Here is a 17,581-nt window from a genome sequence, read left to right on the forward strand (position 1 = left end):
TGGCTGATCAAATGGAATCTTACCATTCCCTCTTGACCAAACAAAAAACATTTTTCCGAACAGACATAACGAAAGATATTGATTACCGTCTTGAGGCACTCCAAAAGCTTCGGTCAGCCATTAAAACGAATGAAAAAAGATTAATGGATGCCCTAAAGGCTGACTTAAATAAATCAGAATTTGATGCCTATACATCCGAAATTGGCTTTGTCCTTGAAGAATTACGCTTTACCATTAAACATTTACGTTCATGGGTTAAACCGAAAAAGGTGAAAACACCGGTTACCCATATTGGTTCAAAAAGCTATATTTATTCGGAACCATATGGTGTAACCTTAATTATTGCTCCGTGGAATTATCCGTTTCAATTAGCAGTTGCTCCCTTAATCGGAGCAATTGCAGCAGGAAATTGTGCAGTCATCAAGCCTTCTGAGTTAACACCGATTACATCAGACCTATTAGGGGAACTCATCAGTGAACTATTTCCTGAAGAGTATATTTCCGTTGTTCAAGGTGGTGTAGATACGAGTCAAGCATTGCTCCATGAAAAATTTGATTATATCTTCTTTACGGGGAGTGTTCCAGTTGGAAAAATCATTATGGAAGCAGCAGCTAAAAATCTCACCCCAGTTACGTTAGAATTGGGAGGAAAAAGCCCTTGTATCGTCCATAAAGACGCGAATATCAAACTGGCAGCCAAACGGATTGCCTGGGGGAAATTTACTAATGCAGGACAAACCTGTATTGCTCCGGACTATTTGTATCTTCATGCCAGTATTAAGGACCAATTCCTCCAGCAATTTAAGGAAACAACAAGCGAATTATACCGGCAGCAGCCGTTAAGCAATCCAAACTATACACGAATCGTTAGTGAAAGACATTTCGATCGCCTAACCTCCTTTTTAGATAATGGGGTACGTTTTATGGGCGGGAATATAAGTAGAGATAAACTAATGATTGAGCCGACAGTTCTCACCGATATCAACTGGGAAGATCCGATCATGCAGGATGAAATCTTTGGACCAATCCTTCCTGTCCTTGAATATGAAAATATACCAGAAGTGATTGAAGGCATTCATCGTCATCCAAAGCCGCTTGCTCTTTATATTTTTACAGAAAATACTTCCATTCAACAGGAAGTTTTAAATAGCATATCTTTTGGCGGCGGCTGCGTAAATGATACCGTTTATCACTTTGTCTCCCCCTACCTTCCCTTTGGAGGAGTCGGAAATAGTGGGATCGGTGCCTATCATGGGAAAGGGAATTTTGATACTTTTTCACATAGTAAAAGTGTTCTTAAACAAACCACCCTATTTGATATACCGTTTCGCTATCCAAATGTTAAGAATGGTCTGCAAAAAATTAAACTGTTTATGAAGTAAGGCAACGAAAAAAGGTTAACCAGCTGGTTAACCTTTTTTTATCACCGATTTTTTCTGCATGAAAGAGAAAACCCTTTAAAGTTCAAACTCCCAGTCCTCCCGTAAGATTAAGTAAAGGACAAGCAGTTTATTTTCTAAATCCATTTCGTTTTCGCCTTCCACTGTCAACCCTAATTTAATTAGCAATAGATTCGCAATCTGTTTGGTTAGTTGGTTTCGTTCATCTAGCGGTAATTGATGAAAACGGCTGGCATATGTACTGATAATTTTCCAATCCTTCACGCCAAATGATTTTAATGTCCATTCATCAATAGTAAGGTCAACTTTAGATAGCCCTCGATTGTTTATTTCTTTTTCAATTGGAGTAAGTTTCTTTTTTCGTTTGGCTTTCCGCTCGTGGACCACGATCGTACCGGCAACAAGGTCACCTAACCGTTTGTGTTTGGAATGGAAAAAGATCATCAGCATACCGACTAAATAGACAGTTGGTAAAGAATCAATCAGACGGATCAGATTGCGGATGAAGCTAGCAAGTAATGTAATGCTATGACCATTTTCCTGAATGACCCGAATCCCCACGGCCTTCTTACCAATGGTCCGTCCTCCCGAAAAAAATTCAAACACAAAGAAATAACCCCAATTAATAATAAACAGAAGAATAATCGTAACAGCTAACGGAATGGAACTATCCATTAAAAAGATGGGTAATGAATCCATACCATTGTATAGGAACAAGAGCACGATTATGGTGAGAATATTTACGGTCCAGAGCAGTAACTGGTCGATTAAAAACGCGGCAGCTCTACTTCCTAGACCAGCAATCTGAAACTGAATGGAAACGTACTCGGGTGTTTTAATATCCAATTGGTCATCATACATGAGCTTTCCCCCATTATCTTGTTGATTTTTTCTATTGTTGTTTCTATTTTTCTACAAAATTACTATAATTAGGAGAATAAAGTACATCTATACATACTCTCCTTAAAGAAGGTGTCAAAATGAATGTAAAGCAATTCATCAAAAACAATCGTGAAGAGTGGAAACAACTCGAACAATTAGTCACCACATTGAACAAACGAAGCAATAGGATTACTGGTGAAAAAATAACTCAATACCATCATCTCTATCAAAAGGCTGCACAGAATCTCTCTTACAGTCAAACCTACTTCCCAACTGATGAAGTTACCCAATACTTAAATGGACTTGTTTCTAAATCTCATAATCTTTTATATAAAGATCAAGTGTCAAGTTTCAAACAAATTCGCTATTTCATTAGTACGAAATTTGTTGGCTTATTAATCGAGCAATGGAAGTTTGTTGCATTTGCGATGCTTCTCTTTATGATTGGTGCAATTGGGAGCTTTATCTCGGTCGCCCATAACCCCCTGCATCTTTATTCTATTCTCCCAGCTGAAATTGCCCGTGGTGTGGTTGATCCAAACAAATTAGGCCAAGGGGCTGGTGCAGTGGATTCCTCCCTCATGTCAGCGAGTATTATGACCAACAATATTAAGGTGGCTATCTTTGCCTTTGCCGGAGGAATTACATTTGGGCTTGTGACAGTTTATTTGCTAGTGTACAACGGAATCATCATTGGCGCCTTAGCCGCACATTTCTGGAATTATGGCAGATCCTACGACTTTTGGGCTTTTATCGTCCCACATGGAATGATTGAGCTAACAGCCATTTTTATTGCTGGTGGTGCGGGTCTGTTAATGGGCTATAAGCTCTTTGTCCCAGGACAATATAGCAGGGGATTTCAATTAAAGCAGCAAGCGAAGCGTTCCGTCCAGCTCCTGCTTGGAACCATTCCATTGTTTGTCATTGCAGGTATCATTGAAGGCTTTATCACCCCTGCAAAAATTTCTTTAGAATCTAAATACATCGTTGCTCTTTTAACCGTGATTGGTTTAATCCTTTATGTTATAGTTGGAAAACTTAAATTAACTAAAGCATCTACTATAAAAGGTTTTGATTCATAATAGCGATATAATGTGAGATTGCGGTTACTGCTAGTTTCTCCTCACTGGCCTCTATCATGGGGAGGCCTTGTTTTTCCCATTTGATTTTTTCACGCTTCTTAATCAGGATCTGCTGCTGAGCAATACTTTTCACCATCGCTGCTTGTACAGTTTCTGGGGCCATGACTATTCGATTTGAAAGCGTCTGATCCTCTACCCCTATCATGAAAAACAAATGACGCTTACGAAGCCTTTTTAAGTAGGCTAAAGCCGTTCCCTCATGTAGAAAGGTTCGTACGTCACTAAACAACAGGAGTAAGCTCCGCTTCTTTTGGACTGATTCAAGGTATTGCAGGACTGCTGCATAATTGGATTCGGCACTATCCACTTTCATATTATAGATAGCGTGCAGGATTATTTGTAAATGCGCCATTCCTTTAGCGGGAGGAACAAATACTTTAATATCCCTTGAAAAAGCGAGAACCGAAACATAATCACCTTTCTGGAGAGCTGCTGCAGTCACCGTGAGGGCCGCTTCTAATGACCGTTCTAAACGATTCCCTTTTTTCAATTCTGCTCCCATCATCCTGCCGCAATCTATTAAAATGGTGATATATTTTCCATGCTCTGGTTCGTATTCATTGGTCATTACTTCCTGCAGTTTTGCTGTTTGCCGCCAGTTGATTTTTCGCGGATCATCGCCAACCACATAACTCCGTATCTTTGAAAACTCGCCAACACCGCTCCGCTGCTTTCGTATCTTTAAGCCCTCATATTGTAAAAATTGCTGCGCATTTTCCAAGTACTGCTTGGTTTCAGTTAAATCAGGAATCACTTTTACCGCTGCTTTTATGTTTATGGTTGTTTGCTTCTCCCATAAACCAAAAAGACTGGAATAGCGAACATATAGTTTTTCAATATCATACTTTCCTCTTTCATGTGCAGTCGTATCATAGGTAATTTCAATAGTTGACTTTTTAGGGGCTTTCCCAATCAGTGGAAACGGCCTGTCGAATGTCTGAGGTAACCCATCCATGATCCGATAGGAAAAAGCATAGGGCGAGGTATTTTCCACTTCAATCTGAACTGGATAGGAAATGCCCCGTTCGAATTCTTCGGCAATTGTCCGTTGAAAGGTCATCTGTCGCTTCTTCGGTGAAAAAAGTAAATCTATTAAACTTATAAAAAATACGAAAATGTTTATAGTAATAAGATTAGCCCAATTAATACCATAGAATGTTCCAATCAATAAAACCAATGAAAAGATACTAAAAAGTAACAAAAATCGTTTGGTTGGTAAGACTCCTCTATCTTGGAACAGGAACCGACCCCACAAGTTCTTCAATGATTTGGTCAACGGTTGCTCCCTCCAATTCTATATGCGGGGATAACTGAATACGGTGTCTTAATGCAGGTTTGGCGACGATTTTAATATCGTCTGGCGTTACGTAATCTCTCCCAGCAAGGTAGGCCCATGCCTGTGCTGCCTTTCCAATTGAAATCCCTGCACGGGTACTGGCACCAAAGCGAATCGCTTCCGTATCACGAGTTTTCCTGGCAATTTGCAGGATGTAATCCAAAATATTCTCGCTTACAGTCACTTTTTCAATTTCTTTTCTAATCCTTAAAAAAGATTCTATTTCTAAAATAGCTGAGAGTGGATTTTCTTCAAAACTATTCTCGATCACTAATTTTAAAACATTTTTTTCTTCCTCAAACGAAGGGAAGTCAATAGTTAGCTTAAATAAAAAGCGATCTTGCTGTGCTTCTGGCAGTGGATAGGTTCCTTCAAATTCAATAGGATTTTGTGTAGCCACCACAAAAAACACCTCTGGTAATGGAAAGGTTTCTCCTTGTATCGTGACTTGCTTTTCTTCCATCGCCTCTAATAGTGCAGCTTGTGTTTTGGCAGGTGTTCGGTTAATTTCATCTGCTAAAAGAATATTAGTAAAAATGGGACCCTTTAATGTTTGAAACGTACTCTCTTTCATATTGTAAATCGTGCTTCCTGTAATATCACTTGGCAATAAGTCTGGAGTAAATTGAATGCGGTTAAACGTGCCGCCAAGGAGACCAGCAAGCGTCCGGACCATCTGCGTTTTTCCAGTGCCTGGGACACCTTCAAGCAAGACATGTCCCCCTGCTAAAATGGCAGATAATAAGAGTCGTAGATTTTGGCTTTGTCCTAAAATACGCTCCTCATATTTTTCTAAAAACGATGTTAATTCTGTTTTCATCATTCAGCCTCTTTTCGTAATTCGTCAAGTTTTCTTGACCATAATAAATATTCTTGTTTATTGATGTTTTCTTTTTCTAGAATAGAAACTAAGCCACTTAGAAATGGAGGAATCTCACGAGCAGGTATTCGTACGGATTTTCTTTCTAAATAACTAGCAAGCTCCTTCCATTCTTTGTTGTAGGGAATCTGCCAGCGTTCTTGGAGTAACAGCTTGACATAATCTGCTTGGATTATTAGTGAATCATGATACCGTTTACCCCTTAAATACCATGCAGCAAGCGCATGTATGCCCTCATCACTAAAGCGAACTGATTCTTCCCTCAGGGTGTAGATAGGCCCAAACCGCTTTCCCTTAAACCAAAGCCAAAATATGGTTAAGAGAATCCCTTGTAACAATAGCAGTAAAAACCATTTTGGATAAATGATAAACAAGGAAGTACTTTGTTCACCGTGTATATATTCATCAAACATAATTGAATTTGTTTTTCCTTCGTTTATAAAATGAAGAATTTGTGGTAAATGATCCAACTTTAGAATTTGTTCATTCGTCATCCATTCAGGCGTGACCGATACAATCAATTGTCCACTGCCAAAAGAACGCGTTAGTGCGATGGCACCTAAATGATCATGGAGAAGGATTTTGTCCTGTTTCGTCGACTTTAATCGATAATGACTGCTAACGAGAGACTTTATCGCTTTAAAATCTTGATCATAGATATTGGTGGAGGTAAAGTTCTTAGTTGATTCTGTTTTTATCGCAAACATCCCTTTGGGGTTGTCTTTTAGTAATAAAATCGTGTTTCCTTTTTCCATAAAGGAGACATACTTATGCATTTCCTCCCTACTCATTTTTATGGAGGGCTCAACCATGATCAGGAGTTTTTTCTCTCCTCCTGCAGGAAGCAATTCAGGCGACCTTGACCAAACGGTAGCACTCATTTCTTTATATAAATATGTATAAATAGCTTTAATCCCAGTAGGTGCAGGAGACCCCGTCACATAACTTGGATAGGCTTTCGGTGTTGGTGAAAAACTGAAGTAACTAACAGCTATAAAAAAGAATAACAGGAGGACTAGTCCTGCCCATGTTTTAAATAATTTCATGTTCCGACTATCCCTCCATTACGTTCTAATAATTGATCCGCTTCTTCGAGCCATTTGATTACACCAATTTGAAACTGAAAGTAATCTTCTTTCTGTACGATAGTCTCTCCATATGTCACCGCATCAAAAAACGAAGCAAAATCATAAAATTCCACTGCACATTGTTTGTTCACAGTCTTTAGTTCGTCATAATACTCCCAATTTGTCTTCCATATTTTAGCCTCCAGCCAGCCTCTTTCATGGAAGGAAAGGAGTAAAGCTAAGAAAAGGTGTCGGGTTGCAGCTGAATAGTCTTCAGCCAATTCCAGTTTCTTCGCCTCCTCAAGATGTCTTTGAAATGACCAATTACGTTCTTTCAATGATTGCAGCGGTTTTTTCTTCCTTAGGACAGCATTACGTTTCAACTTTCGGATTAGGAAGAAAGCAGATAATAATAAGAGAATAACAACAATGACAATGATCGCTATTAAAATGACTTCAGAGGTCCCTTTTGCTGATCCAAACGTTGGAAACAATTTTTCCAACTGAGAAGCGAGCCATTCTTTGGCTTTATCCCACCAAGTTTGAATTAGCCCCTTTGATTGGTTGCGATACACTTGGTAATCTGGTGAATTTAAAATATTTTCTACTTTCTCTCGTGCCTTGTTTGCATCAACCATAATCATCACCTAACTACTAGGGTATTTATTAAATAGTTTTATAATCTTCTATCATATCTTTTAGATCCTCGGCATCATGTCTTGTTTTTAAATCGAGATACATAACTCCGTAGCCGACTGAGAAAATCATGGTGGTAAACAGTGAAACCATATTAGAAATCAAGGTTAACAAAACACTGTTTCCTAGAAGTGCCCCAAAAGTTAATTGTATGGCAAAGCTTATACTAGAAATGATTAAATAAAAGACGATATATAGACCAAACAAGACCCACGTCCGTTTTTTTGAAAGTCTCCAGCTTCTTGTAAATCCAGGTGATTGTTTGTCTAAAACGACTGAGCCAAAATAAAAACTCCAGCGCGTAATTAATAGTCCTAATCCAAGCGCAAAAGCAAGAAACACCAAGATCCCTAACAAAACGCCTACTACTGGATGAATAGACATGCTGACACCTATACCTAAACCAATGGCAATCCCAAGTGGCACTAAAAAGATGCCTAGGCAAATTAGTCCAAATAATATGTTGCTGCCAAGGATTGGCCAAAAACGGGAAAATGCTTGCTTAATGACCGAGCTAACTGTAAATTCTTCATCATTACGTAAGTGATTCAACATAAAAAGAATGGCTGCTTCGGCCACTGGAAATAAAAGACCACCAATTAAACTAATCACGATGATGCTAATGTCTGCCCCCATATTACCGGTATCTATTGTCCCGCTTTCCTCTAAGCCGGAGAGCATTTGCTCATACCATGCACCGCCGCTTCCGCCCTGTCTTAAAAAGCTAGTCCCTGTCGCTAATTGGATTATCGCTTGAATTAAATAGACTGGGCCCATAAAAATAATCAATATCATAAATAATTCCTTAAACCGATTTTTACTCAAACTAAATGTATGATCTAGTATTTCTCCAAATCCTTTTGGCTTGTTAAACTTTGTGTCCAATGAACAGTCCCCCTAAAATGTGAAAAATGGTTATTATTACCGCTAATTTTAACATTATTCTGATATATTTGGGGCGGAATCTTGTAAAAAAAATGTAAAAAATAAAGCCAAATTCCTATGTTTGAGAAATTTGACTTTATTTAGACATGCTTATATTTTTGAAAACTCTTCTACGAGCTCAGCAAATCGTTTAAGAGAGTTTTCAATAGGGAGGGGAGTCGTTAAATCGACACCGGTCTTTTTTAACAATTCGAGTGGATAGTCAGAACTGCCGCTTTTTAAGAATTCCAAATAAGCCTGTAATGTTTCCTGGTCTCCTTCTAAAATCCTTGTTGCCAAATGGATGGCAGAAGCAAACCCTGTTGCATACTTATATACATAAAAAGGACGATAAAAATGGGGAATTCGCGACCATCCATATTTTACCTCTTCATCAAAAACGACTAAATCACCATTGTATTCCCTGAATAAATTCTCATAGGTTTGATTAAATACCTCAACATTTAATGGCACACCTTTTTCCGCCATTTCATGGGTCTTCATCTCAAATTCAGCAAACATGACTTGCGTGAAAAAAGTTCCTTTGAACTGATCGATAAAATGGTTGAGTAAGTGATTTCGTACCTGAGTATCTTTTTCATTGTTTAATAAATAGTTAATAAGCAGTACCTCATTAACAGTGGAAGCTACCTCGGCAACAAAGATACTGTAACCAGCTGTAATTTGCGGCTGGTATTGTGAACTTAACTTGCTGTGAACACCGTGGCCGCATTCATGAACCAATGTAAATAAACTATCTAAATCATCTTGGTGATTGAGAAGAATAAAAGGATGGACACCATAAACGCCAAGATTATAAGCTCCAGAACGCTTCCCCGGAGTTTCCCGCACATCAATATAACGGGCCTCTTTAAATTCTTTAAGGATATCGATGTAATCCTTTCCTAAAGGTGCTAACGCCTTAAGCATGGTCACATAAGCTTCCTCGAAAGGTATTTCCTGTTTAACACCGCTGACGAGCGGGACGCTCATATCATACTGACGAATTTCATCTAGTTTTAATTTCTCCTTGCGAATCTGAGTATAACGGTGGAGTGGTTCAATATGGTCTTTTGTTGTTTTGATTAGATTCTCATAAACCTCCCGCGGCACCCGATCGCCGAATAATCCTTTTTCCAGTGCTGAAGGATACTGACGAATTTTTGCAAGTGTTACATTATTTTTGATTGCAGCTGCAAGAGTCGAAGCGATTGAATTTTTCAAATGGAGATATGGTTGATAATAGGCTTTATAGGCCTCTCGCCGAATTTCTCGGTCTTCATGTTCAATTAGTTTGGAATACATGCCTCTGGTTAACTCCACACTTTCACCGTTTTCCCCCGTAACCTCTCCAAACTTAATATCTGCGTTATTCATCATCCCAAAAGTATGTCCTGGGGCAGAAAGTGCTTCCCCTAATTGGGATAAGAGTTCTTCTTGCTCTTTCTTTAGGACGTGGGTTTTGTATCGGAACGAATCCCATAAATCTTCAGCAAAGTACTCAAGTTTTTTTTCTGCAGTAATATATCCTTTTAATGTATCTTCATCTAGCCCTAATAGATAAGGCATAAAAAAGGAGGTCGCCGCACTTACTTTTACACTAAGCTGTTTAGCGCGGTCTAAAAATGATTGGGACTCTGGTTCCCTCGTATTTTCATCAACTTTTAACATCGCATAGGCGTAAACTTTGTTGAAGTGAAATGACAATTCCTCTCTTTGATGAAGATATTGATACAAGCTTTTACCATCTTCTATTTTACCGTCAAACTCGCTCAGGTTTTTTGCCATTTTTTCGATTAACTGATAATCTTCTTCCCATTTACTTATTTCAGAATAGATATCCGCTAAATTCCATTTTTCTTGAGTTGGAACTTCAGTTCGGCTTGTGTAGGATGTCATGTATTAACCCCTCTCATCTTTATGTATTTGAAAGTAACTCGCTATTCCTATCATAATCAATATATTCAAAAAATCCTATCCACAACCCCTAAGAACTTCCCAATCATAAAAAAGACAGATCAATATTTTGATCTGTCTTCATCCTAATTATTTAATGACTTCATTTTCAAGTGCAGCTAGTCTTTCCTTTACTTCTTCTTCACTTAATCCATGTTCTGCAATATAGCGGTTCCTAGGATGAACTCTACACTCATGCGAACAGCTCCGCATATGTTTGTGTTCATTTTCCTCAGAACAAAGAATCTTTTTATTACATTCAGGATTAGCACAGTTAACATAGCGCTCACAAGGTTCACCCGTAAAGTAATCTTTTCCAACGACAACATGTTCTTTATGATTCACAGGGACACTAATCCGCTCATCAAATACATAAAGCTGTCCATCCCATAAATCCCCTTGAACTTCAGGATCCTTACCATAAGTGACAATTCCGCCATCCAGCTGTGATACATCTTCAAAGCCTTCTTGTAATAGCCAGCCCGAGAATTTTTCACAGCGGATTCCGCCTGTACAGTAAGTAAGAATCTTCTTACCTTCAAACTCCTGCTTATTATCTCTAATCCATTGTGGCAAGTCCCGGAAATTCAATATATCTGGGCGAACTGCACCTCTGAAATGTCCTAGATCATATTCATAGTCATTTCGAGCATCAATAACCACGGTATCTTCTTTTTGCATTTCCGCAAAAAATTCCTTTGGTTTTAAATGTTTTCCTGTAACTACATTTGGATCAATATCATCTTCCAAACGTAACGTTACTAATTCTGTTCTATAACGTACCTTCATTTTTTTGAAAGCATGTTCTGAGGCTTCATCTATTTTAAAAATGGTACCGGCAAACAATGGATGCTCGTTCATGTAGTTCATATACGCATCAGTTTGTTCAATGGTGCCTGACACTGTACCGTTAATTCCCTCAGCGGCAATGATAATCCGTCCTTTCAAACCTAAATCGGTACAGAATTGACGATGTTCATTTGCACATTCTTCCGGATTTTCTATTTGAACATATTTATAATACAGTAACACTCTATATTCTTGATTCATCATTAACCACCTTAAACTTTTTAAAAATATACTTGTTTTTAACATTAACCTTATGATTATATCAAAAATAACCAATACTTTTCAAATAAATCTCCGTTTTAGGCTTATATAGGCTGCTCAGGTTGATATTACCATGCGTTCTCCCTCGTTATTTCTGTTACAATTTTTACTAGTGAAGAAAATTAGGAGGAACCACATCCATGAAAAAACGTAATCTCCTCTTTGGACTGATAATGGTCCTAATCTTCATTGGAGGAATATATACAGGGGTTGAATACTCCACTAACCATCAACAAAAAGAACGTATTCAAATAAAGCCAGCACCCGAGTCGGCTCTTAAACCGCAAGCTAAGAAAATACCACACGTGGAAAAAGGTTCATCAAAAGTCCTCATTGGTTATGTACAGGATTTCCGCGATCCGAATGTGGTTGACTATGATAAACTAACCCATGTGATCTTTTCATTTGCCCATCCGACAAAGGACGGAGGAATTTTACTTAACGGTGATTCTGCTCTGAAGAACTTACGGACCACTGTCGCGAAAGCAAAAGAACATGATACGAAAGTGATGTTAGCTGTTGGAGGATGGTTTCACATAAATGGCGGTGAATCCTATGAATATTTTAAGACGGCTATATCTAATCCAACTTCTAGAACAAAGCTAGTTCATGAGCTTACTAGTATCGCAGATAGAGAACACTTGGATGGAATTGACATTGACTTTGAACATCCACATTCAAAAGCAGATGCTGAAAATCTAGCCGCATTTGCGAAAGAATTAAGTGGACAGCTTCATCCTAAAAAGAAGGAATTATCTATAGCGGTTTATTCCAAAATTCATGCCGTTACCTTAACTGAAATTGGCTTTGTTGTCTATGAACCCTCAATGTTTCAGGATGTCGACCATGTTAATATTATGGCCTATGATGGTCAATGGGATGACGGTTATCATGCATCTAACTTGTCGCCTTATCCCTTTACGGAAAAGATTGTAAACTATTGGACAAGCTTATTTGAGAAAAATAATTTATCAAAAGATAAACTAGTATTAGGTGTTCCATTTTATGCCCAGCCGGAGGATCCAAAAATTAAGCAGGTATCATACGGAGCGATTATCAATAATAACCCGGCGAATGCGTCGAAAGACATTGTCAGCATGAATGGGACAACTTACTATTATAATGGCGCTGATACGATGAAAAAGAAAACAACACTGGCACTAGATCACAACTTTGGCGGGATGATGATTTGGGAAGTCGGCTTGGATGCCCAAGGACCACTTAGCCTGACAAGTTCTATCTTTCAGACGTTGGAGGAATCGAATAACTCTCCAGTCAAATACTATACAGCAAAAAAAAATTAAATCACAAGGCAGTTCGCTCTTGAAGGGAGCATTGCCTTGTGATTTTTTATTTAAAAAATTGTTGGGCGATTAGCCGATAGGATTGGATTTTGTCCTCTGGGGAGTAGGTAATGGTCACCATCATGATTTCGTCTGCATGATACTTTGTTTTTACTTCGTTAAGTTTTTGGATCACCTTTTGGGGATTCCCAATAATCATATTTTGCTTCATTTTTTCTAGTGTATCCACTTCTTTATCATTTGGACTATATTTTTTTGCTTCTGCTACAGAAGGAACACCTTTCCCTTCTCCTTTTGCTCGCTGCAAAGCCCAAATCAATGTACTTAACGCCAACTCTTCAGCCTTTTCATCCGTTTCGGCACAAATGACAGAAACAGTGACGATCACTTCAGGGTGCTGGTTTGGTTTTCTCGGTTTAAATGCATTTACATACTGTTGGATAATTTCTGCCCCGTCATTTCCGCTCATAAACTGGCCAAACGCATAGGGAATCCCATTTTCTGCTGCCAGTATAGCACTTTTTTTACTGGTCCCAAGCAGCCACGGCACTGGTGGAACTGGTGGAAGTGGTGATGCAGTCAGGTTTGCAAATTCATTGCCGGTAGGAAAATCATTTTCTAAAAAATGAAGTAGTTCCGTAACAGACGCAGGCATGTTCCACACTTGTTGTAAAAAGTTTTCGGATAAGGCATTTGTCGCCTCAGCTGAACCGCCTGGGGCACGGCCAATCCCTAAATCGATCCGACCGGGGAATAAGGTTGCCAGCATATTATAGACTTCTGCGACTTTATAGGGTTTATAATGTGGTAATAAAACTGCACCCGAGCCAATGCGAATTTTTGAGGTATTTGCCCCGATATAACTCAACATAATCTCTGGTGCTGGACAAGCAAGACCTGGCAAGTCATGGTGTTCTGCAATCCAATACCGACTGTATCCTAAGGATTCTCCTATTTGTGCTAACTTCATGGATGCCATTAAGGCCTCTTGCGCTGTTTGATTTGCAGAAATCGGGGATTGGTCTAAAATGCTTAATTTCACACAACCACCTGCTTTCTTATTTCTTTATCTCGAGGAAACTGATTCTAAAGTTCCCAACCTGATTTTTTTCGTATAAATTGGTAATCGATGTAGAATATTCTTGAATTGTACCCCTAAAGGTTAGATCTCTTTCTGGAACTTTTACATCGAAAGTACCTTGATAAAGTAATGTAGTGATATCATGGTAATCTTCACTTGTTACCTTGAAATTAATGGCGATTTTATTTAATTCGTGAACCTTTTCTTCTACATAGTGATCTACTTTAATAGCAGTATTGTTTAAACTAATTTCAGTTACCAAAATATCGTCTCCTTCAATCTTACATACAAGAATCATAGCACTCGAAAATAACTCAAGCAAATCACCGATACTCAGGTATAAATTAAAAAATCCCCGATTCAAGTTGATAGGAGTACTTGCATCGGAGATATCTTATTTTTGGAAGGTTACTCTTATTTGCACAATTTCTGACCGGGTTCCGATTCGAATCGGCGTCCCCCAAAATCCATATCCTGATGAAACAATGGAATGAAGGTTCCCTTTTTTAAGAAAACCCCAATCATTTTCATAAATTTTCGCGGTAATGAAATTCATCGGAGCGATTTGGCCGCGGTGCGTATGACCTGATACCATTAAATCAACACCGTTCTGTTTAGCTATGTCAAGGTCATATGGCTGGTGTTCCAACAGTATAACTGGTTTTGCTAAATTGACTTGCTTCATTAAGTCTGGAAGTTCAGCGCGAACTACATCTTGATAGCCTCGATCTTTTCTACCAATTATGGTGATCCCATTATCTAACACAATCGACTCATCCGCTAATAACCGCATGCCGCTATTGTTAAAGGTTTTTAACAAATCAGCATGTTCGTCACGATCATGATTCCCCAGCGAACCATAAACAGGAGCCTTGATTTCTTTTAAGATGTTCGGTATTCCTTTTTGAAGAAAAGGTGCTACATCGTCATCAATGATATCTCCAGGTAACAGAACCAAATCTGGTTTGAGATCATTTATGTGATCGACAAGATTTTTGGCATGCTTTGCACCAGACAGTACACCAAAATGCATATCTGAAGCCATGACAATCGTAAGGGTTTGTTTACCCTCCACTTGCTTTGGAATAGTGATTTGATAATTTTTAATGACAGGGCTATAGGCATTAAAGACACCGTAACCGAACAGTAATAGGATGATACAGATTGTCGTCCAGCCGGTCCATTTAATGACAGTTTTTTTTTCGTGGTGTGTAAATCTAGATAAAAAAACAACCAAATTACTCACTGGAAGCAAAAATAGTAAGAAATAAAAGAAGCCTAACCAAATCGCCCCAACCCATGTAATGATGACATCTTCATCAAAAAGTCTTCCCAGCATAAACGAATAAGCAAAAAATAACAGAAAAAGCCAATAAAACAGTTGAATGGTTCGTTTCGGATTCCACATACTTTTCATCCATTTCCAACCATTCCAGCCGATGTAAAATAAAAGCAAATTATATAATAAGATAACCCCAATCACGAACCACACAGTATAAACCCCCGCAGCTTTTATAAAAGATTTACCTTAATTAGACTTTATTCATGAAAAAATGACAACTAATTGGACACAGATAGGCAGTTTGTCACCATTTTGTAATAAATTTTGCCATTTGTCGAATATTTTTCCAAGCATTTTGAAGGAGAATGTCGAAAAAGAGCGAAAGAAACAAAGAGACATAAAAAAGGAGGAGAAATGAATGAAGAAAATTTTAACATTATTATGTGGAGTATTGGTGGCTTTGTCTCTATTTGTGACAACAGGAAATACGGTCAAAGCAGCAGATTGTGGCTGTGTCACTTCACCGGTTTTAGGTGCTGAAAAAAATAAAATCATCGCTAATTTGATTAGTAGTCCAGAATTTAAAGCATCCAAGCTTTTAGTCACGAATGAAGGATACAGCTGGAAGGGTGTCAATAATATCGAAGTAATCGTCAATCATACTTATGGTGACGCAATTATGATCGGTGTACCATATTATAACCAAGATGGTACTGTAGAAATGGCCGTTTTTATTAATGGTCAATACATGGGTCATAACCCAATGTAATAAAATTAAACAAAATTCCCATCCAATAAACGGCTGGGAATTTTATTTTAATATAAAAATAAAAAAACACTTATTTTCTCATCGTCAATACAGTTTCTATCTATTTTTGGCCAAGATATTTTTTCATCACTGAAATAAGTTCTGGAACATTTTCAACCAAACTCATATGCCCAGCATCTTTAACCAAAGCATGCTCAATATTAGTTTTGCTAACTGAAAACGTTTTTTCTGGCGGAATGATTTGATCATTTTCCCCTGCTATTAAAAGAACAGGCAACGTAGTGTTTTCTAGAACACTATTCGTATCTGGACGATCTCTCATCGCAGCCAGTGTACCCATCGCACCTTCGGGCGGGGTCAAATATCCAATCTCTATTGCTGTTTTAACATAGTCTTTCTCCAGGTGTGCCGGGGAGAAAAGCTTTGGCACTAATCCCTCAATGAACGGTTTAATCCCATCCTTCTTTATTTTTTCGATATTTGCACTTCTACCCTGTTTTGCCTCATCTGAATCTGGAAAGGCCGTGGAATGAACAAGTGAGAACCCATCTAGCATGTCAGGATATTTTTGCGCAAAGGCTAATGTAATATAGCCGCCTAAAGAGTGACCGAACATCGTTGCTTTATCAATCTTTAATACATCTAAAAGTTCTTTCATTATGTCAGCCATATCCGTGATAGAAAAATGCTCCCTAATCGTTGAGGATTCCCCGTGGCCTGGGAGGTCTGGGGCAATCACTCGGTATTGTTCAGCCAAAGCGGGAATCACTTCCTCCCAATATTTCGAACTGCCACAAAATCCGTGGAGAAGGACAATTGTTTTGCCTTTTCCCTTATCAACATATGCAATGGAAGCATTTGCTAGTTCAACATTATTCGTTTCCATACCTTCATCACTCCTCACTTAATAACTACCCTATATAAAAAGATTAAATCATTTGTAATAAAAATGCATCACCTCTTATCGAAGCAATGCAATTTGGTTATTATCCAATTTGTTCTTCATTCATATCGGTAGTTAACAAAGACCTTTTATTAGGAATTAGTGTTAAATTCGACTTTTTCAATAAATACTGTAAATGTTCTACTGGCATCGAACCATGACCTTTGCTGTCCCCAAGCGTAAATTGAACTGTCACTCCATTGTAGCTTTTCACCGTCATCGTTTCAGCAGAATTAAAAAAACCTTTTATCGATTGCGAAATTTGATACTTAAGTCCTTCTTCAATTAACATGGTAATCTCCTTTGTAGGTATTCTCCATGTTAGTATTCCTAAAACAAAATTATACATACATAAATTTTCCAATTAAGAACAAAAGGAGGGTTTACCCCTCCTTTGATGATTACTCTTCTTCTTCCTCATCCATCATTTCATCAAACGCTGTGGAAACTTTATCGAATTCTTCATCGCTCTCAATTGCGGAAAAATCACCATCTTCATCAACCTTTAAAAAGAAAATATCAATATCCTCATCGGTTTCCTGTTTAACGTCTTCAGCAAATGCGACAGCCACATAGTCTGCCCCGTCAATTGTCATAACCCCTAACACTTCAACCTCTTGTTCTTCTGTACCCTCATCGCTAATGGTAAAAATTTCGCCTACTTCAATTTTGCTCATTGAAAACACTCCTTGTCATATAAAGATTTCCTTCCAACAGTATCTCATAAATGCATGTCCAATCCAAATTCCACCTATGTAGTTTGAAACTTTTCATGCTTTCTATTCTAGAATTATACCTTATAATGAACC

Annotated in this window: 18 protein-coding genes; 4 read left to right on the plus strand and 14 right to left on the minus strand. The window is 38.3% G+C overall.

The window, feature by feature from the left end; all coding sequences use genetic code 11:
- Nucleotides 1-11: 11 nt before the first annotated feature.
- A complete protein-coding gene (locus tag AC4E8C_RS13180) occupies nt 12-1,382 on the plus strand; it encodes an aldehyde dehydrogenase (RefSeq protein WP_490207144.1) in 1,371 nt (456 codons plus the stop codon).
- A 75-nt stretch (nt 1,383-1,457) separates the two neighbouring features.
- Here the strand turns inward: AC4E8C_RS13180 and AC4E8C_RS13185 are convergent, their stop codons facing one another.
- Nucleotides 1,458-2,261, minus strand: coding sequence for an RDD family protein (locus tag AC4E8C_RS13185; RefSeq protein ID WP_490207145.1), 804 nt, complete (start codon nt 2,259-2,261; stop codon nt 1,458-1,460).
- A 119-nt stretch (nt 2,262-2,380) separates the two neighbouring features.
- On the opposite strand from AC4E8C_RS13185, the gene AC4E8C_RS13190 reads away from it, so the two are divergent.
- On the plus strand, nt 2,381-3,364 hold the full coding sequence (locus AC4E8C_RS13190; protein WP_490207146.1) for a stage II sporulation protein M: 984 nt from the start codon (nt 2,381-2,383) through the stop codon (nt 3,362-3,364).
- On the opposite strand, the gene AC4E8C_RS13195 is transcribed toward AC4E8C_RS13190, so the two are convergent.
- The 7 genes from AC4E8C_RS13195 to trhO all read right to left on the minus strand — a co-directional run bounded on the left by AC4E8C_RS13195 (nt 3,342) and on the right by trhO (nt 11,333).
- Entirely contained in the window at nt 3,342-4,484 is a 1,143-nt protein-coding gene (locus AC4E8C_RS13195) for a DUF58 domain-containing protein (protein ID WP_490207147.1), read from the minus strand. The genes AC4E8C_RS13190 and AC4E8C_RS13195 overlap by 23 nt on opposite strands.
- Before the next feature lie 166 nt (nt 4,485-4,650).
- Nucleotides 4,651-5,580, minus strand: coding sequence for an AAA family ATPase (locus AC4E8C_RS13200; protein ID WP_490212553.1), 930 nt, complete (start codon nt 5,578-5,580; stop codon nt 4,651-4,653).
- Nucleotides 5,580-6,686, minus strand: a complete 1,107-nt coding sequence (locus tag AC4E8C_RS13205; RefSeq protein ID WP_490207148.1) for a DUF4350 domain-containing protein — start codon at nt 6,684-6,686, stop codon at nt 5,580-5,582. The genes AC4E8C_RS13200 and AC4E8C_RS13205 overlap by 1 nt, the downstream gene beginning before the upstream one ends.
- A complete protein-coding gene (locus tag AC4E8C_RS13210) occupies nt 6,683-7,345 on the minus strand; it encodes a DUF4129 domain-containing protein (protein ID WP_490207149.1) in 663 nt (220 codons plus the stop codon). Before AC4E8C_RS13210 ends, AC4E8C_RS13205 begins: the two co-directional genes overlap by 4 nt.
- A gap of 28 nt (nt 7,346-7,373) precedes the next feature.
- Nucleotides 7,374-8,288, minus strand: a complete 915-nt coding sequence (locus AC4E8C_RS13215) for a hypothetical protein (protein WP_490207150.1) — start codon at nt 8,286-8,288, stop codon at nt 7,374-7,376.
- Between the two features lie 150 nt (nt 8,289-8,438).
- Entirely contained in the window at nt 8,439-10,226 is a 1,788-nt protein-coding gene (pepF, locus tag AC4E8C_RS13220; protein ID WP_490207151.1) for an oligoendopeptidase F, read from the minus strand.
- A 147-nt stretch (nt 10,227-10,373) separates the two neighbouring features.
- Nucleotides 10,374-11,333, minus strand: a complete 960-nt coding sequence (gene trhO, locus AC4E8C_RS13225; protein WP_490212554.1) for an oxygen-dependent tRNA uridine(34) hydroxylase TrhO — start codon at nt 11,331-11,333, stop codon at nt 10,374-10,376.
- Nucleotides 11,334-11,533: 200 nt separating this feature from the next.
- On the opposite strand from trhO, the gene AC4E8C_RS13230 reads away from it, so the two are divergent.
- Complete coding sequence (locus AC4E8C_RS13230) at nt 11,534-12,697, plus strand: glycosyl hydrolase family 18 protein (RefSeq protein WP_490207152.1); 1,164 nt, start codon at nt 11,534-11,536, stop codon at nt 12,695-12,697.
- Between the two features lie 46 nt (nt 12,698-12,743).
- On the opposite strand, the gene AC4E8C_RS13235 is transcribed toward AC4E8C_RS13230, so the two are convergent.
- The 3 genes from AC4E8C_RS13235 to AC4E8C_RS13245 form a co-directional block, all read right to left on the minus strand.
- Nucleotides 12,744-13,739: an LLM class flavin-dependent oxidoreductase gene (locus AC4E8C_RS13235; RefSeq protein ID WP_490207153.1), complete on the minus strand. Its 996-nt coding sequence runs from the start codon at nt 13,737-13,739 to the stop codon at nt 12,744-12,746.
- Nucleotides 13,740-13,755: 16 nt separating this feature from the next.
- Entirely contained in the window at nt 13,756-14,040 is a 285-nt protein-coding gene (locus tag AC4E8C_RS13240; RefSeq protein WP_490207154.1) for a DUF3219 family protein, read from the minus strand.
- A gap of 132 nt (nt 14,041-14,172) precedes the next feature.
- Entirely contained in the window at nt 14,173-15,270 is a 1,098-nt protein-coding gene (locus tag AC4E8C_RS13245; protein WP_490207155.1) for a metallophosphoesterase, read from the minus strand.
- Nucleotides 15,271-15,478: 208 nt separating this feature from the next.
- Between AC4E8C_RS13245 and AC4E8C_RS13250 the strand changes: the two genes are divergently transcribed.
- Nucleotides 15,479-15,829, plus strand: coding sequence for a hypothetical protein (locus AC4E8C_RS13250; RefSeq protein WP_490207156.1), 351 nt, complete (start codon nt 15,479-15,481; stop codon nt 15,827-15,829).
- A gap of 100 nt (nt 15,830-15,929) precedes the next feature.
- On the opposite strand, the gene AC4E8C_RS13255 is transcribed toward AC4E8C_RS13250, so the two are convergent.
- The 3 genes from AC4E8C_RS13255 to AC4E8C_RS13265 all read right to left on the minus strand — a co-directional run bounded on the left by AC4E8C_RS13255 (nt 15,930) and on the right by AC4E8C_RS13265 (nt 17,449).
- Nucleotides 15,930-16,715, minus strand: a complete 786-nt coding sequence (locus AC4E8C_RS13255) for an alpha/beta fold hydrolase (protein ID WP_490207157.1) — start codon at nt 16,713-16,715, stop codon at nt 15,930-15,932.
- Between the two features lie 100 nt (nt 16,716-16,815).
- Nucleotides 16,816-17,064 (minus strand): hypothetical protein, encoded by a 249-nt coding sequence (locus AC4E8C_RS13260; protein WP_490207158.1) that lies wholly within the window; start codon nt 17,062-17,064, stop codon nt 16,816-16,818.
- A 109-nt stretch (nt 17,065-17,173) separates the two neighbouring features.
- Nucleotides 17,174-17,449 carry a DUF1292 domain-containing protein gene (locus tag AC4E8C_RS13265; RefSeq protein WP_490207159.1) on the minus strand — a complete coding sequence of 92 codons (276 nt, stop codon included), beginning with the start codon at nt 17,447-17,449 and terminating at the stop codon, nt 17,174-17,176.
- Nucleotides 17,450-17,581 lie beyond the last annotated feature (132 nt).

Source organism: Neobacillus sp. SRL179 (assembly GCF_984799095.1).

Bases quoted from the DNA above. Each gene is read 5' to 3' on its own strand.
- AC4E8C_RS13180 (WP_490207144.1), top strand. From the start codon at position 12: ATGGAATCTTACCATTCCCTCTTGACCAAACAAAAAACATTTTTCCGA.
- AC4E8C_RS13185 (WP_490207145.1), bottom strand. From the start codon at position 2,261: ATGTATGATGACCAATTGGATATTAAAACACCCGAGTACGTTTCCATT.
- AC4E8C_RS13190 (WP_490207146.1), top strand. From the start codon at position 2,381: ATGAATGTAAAGCAATTCATCAAAAACAATCGTGAAGAGTGGAAACAA.
- AC4E8C_RS13195 (WP_490207147.1), bottom strand. From the start codon at position 4,484: ATGACCTTTCAACGGACAATTGCCGAAGAATTCGAACGGGGCATTTCC.
- AC4E8C_RS13200 (WP_490212553.1), bottom strand. From the start codon at position 5,580: ATGAAAACAGAATTAACATCGTTTTTAGAAAAATATGAGGAGCGTATT.
- AC4E8C_RS13205 (WP_490207148.1), bottom strand. From the start codon at position 6,686: ATGAAATTATTTAAAACATGGGCAGGACTAGTCCTCCTGTTATTCTTT.
- AC4E8C_RS13210 (WP_490207149.1), bottom strand. From the start codon at position 7,345: ATGGTTGATGCAAACAAGGCACGAGAGAAAGTAGAAAATATTTTAAAT.
- pepF (WP_490207151.1), bottom strand. From the start codon at position 10,226: ATGACATCCTACACAAGCCGAACTGAAGTTCCAACTCAAGAAAAATGG.
- trhO (WP_490212554.1), bottom strand. From the start codon at position 11,333: ATGAATCAAGAATATAGAGTGTTACTGTATTATAAATATGTTCAAATA.
- AC4E8C_RS13230 (WP_490207152.1), top strand. From the start codon at position 11,534: ATGAAAAAACGTAATCTCCTCTTTGGACTGATAATGGTCCTAATCTTC.
- AC4E8C_RS13250 (WP_490207156.1), top strand. From the start codon at position 15,479: ATGAAGAAAATTTTAACATTATTATGTGGAGTATTGGTGGCTTTGTCT.
- AC4E8C_RS13255 (WP_490207157.1), bottom strand. From the start codon at position 16,715: ATGGAAACGAATAATGTTGAACTAGCAAATGCTTCCATTGCATATGTT.
- AC4E8C_RS13260 (WP_490207158.1), bottom strand. From the start codon at position 17,064: ATGTTAATTGAAGAAGGACTTAAGTATCAAATTTCGCAATCGATAAAA.
- AC4E8C_RS13265 (WP_490207159.1), bottom strand. From the start codon at position 17,449: ATGAGCAAAATTGAAGTAGGCGAAATTTTTACCATTAGCGATGAGGGT.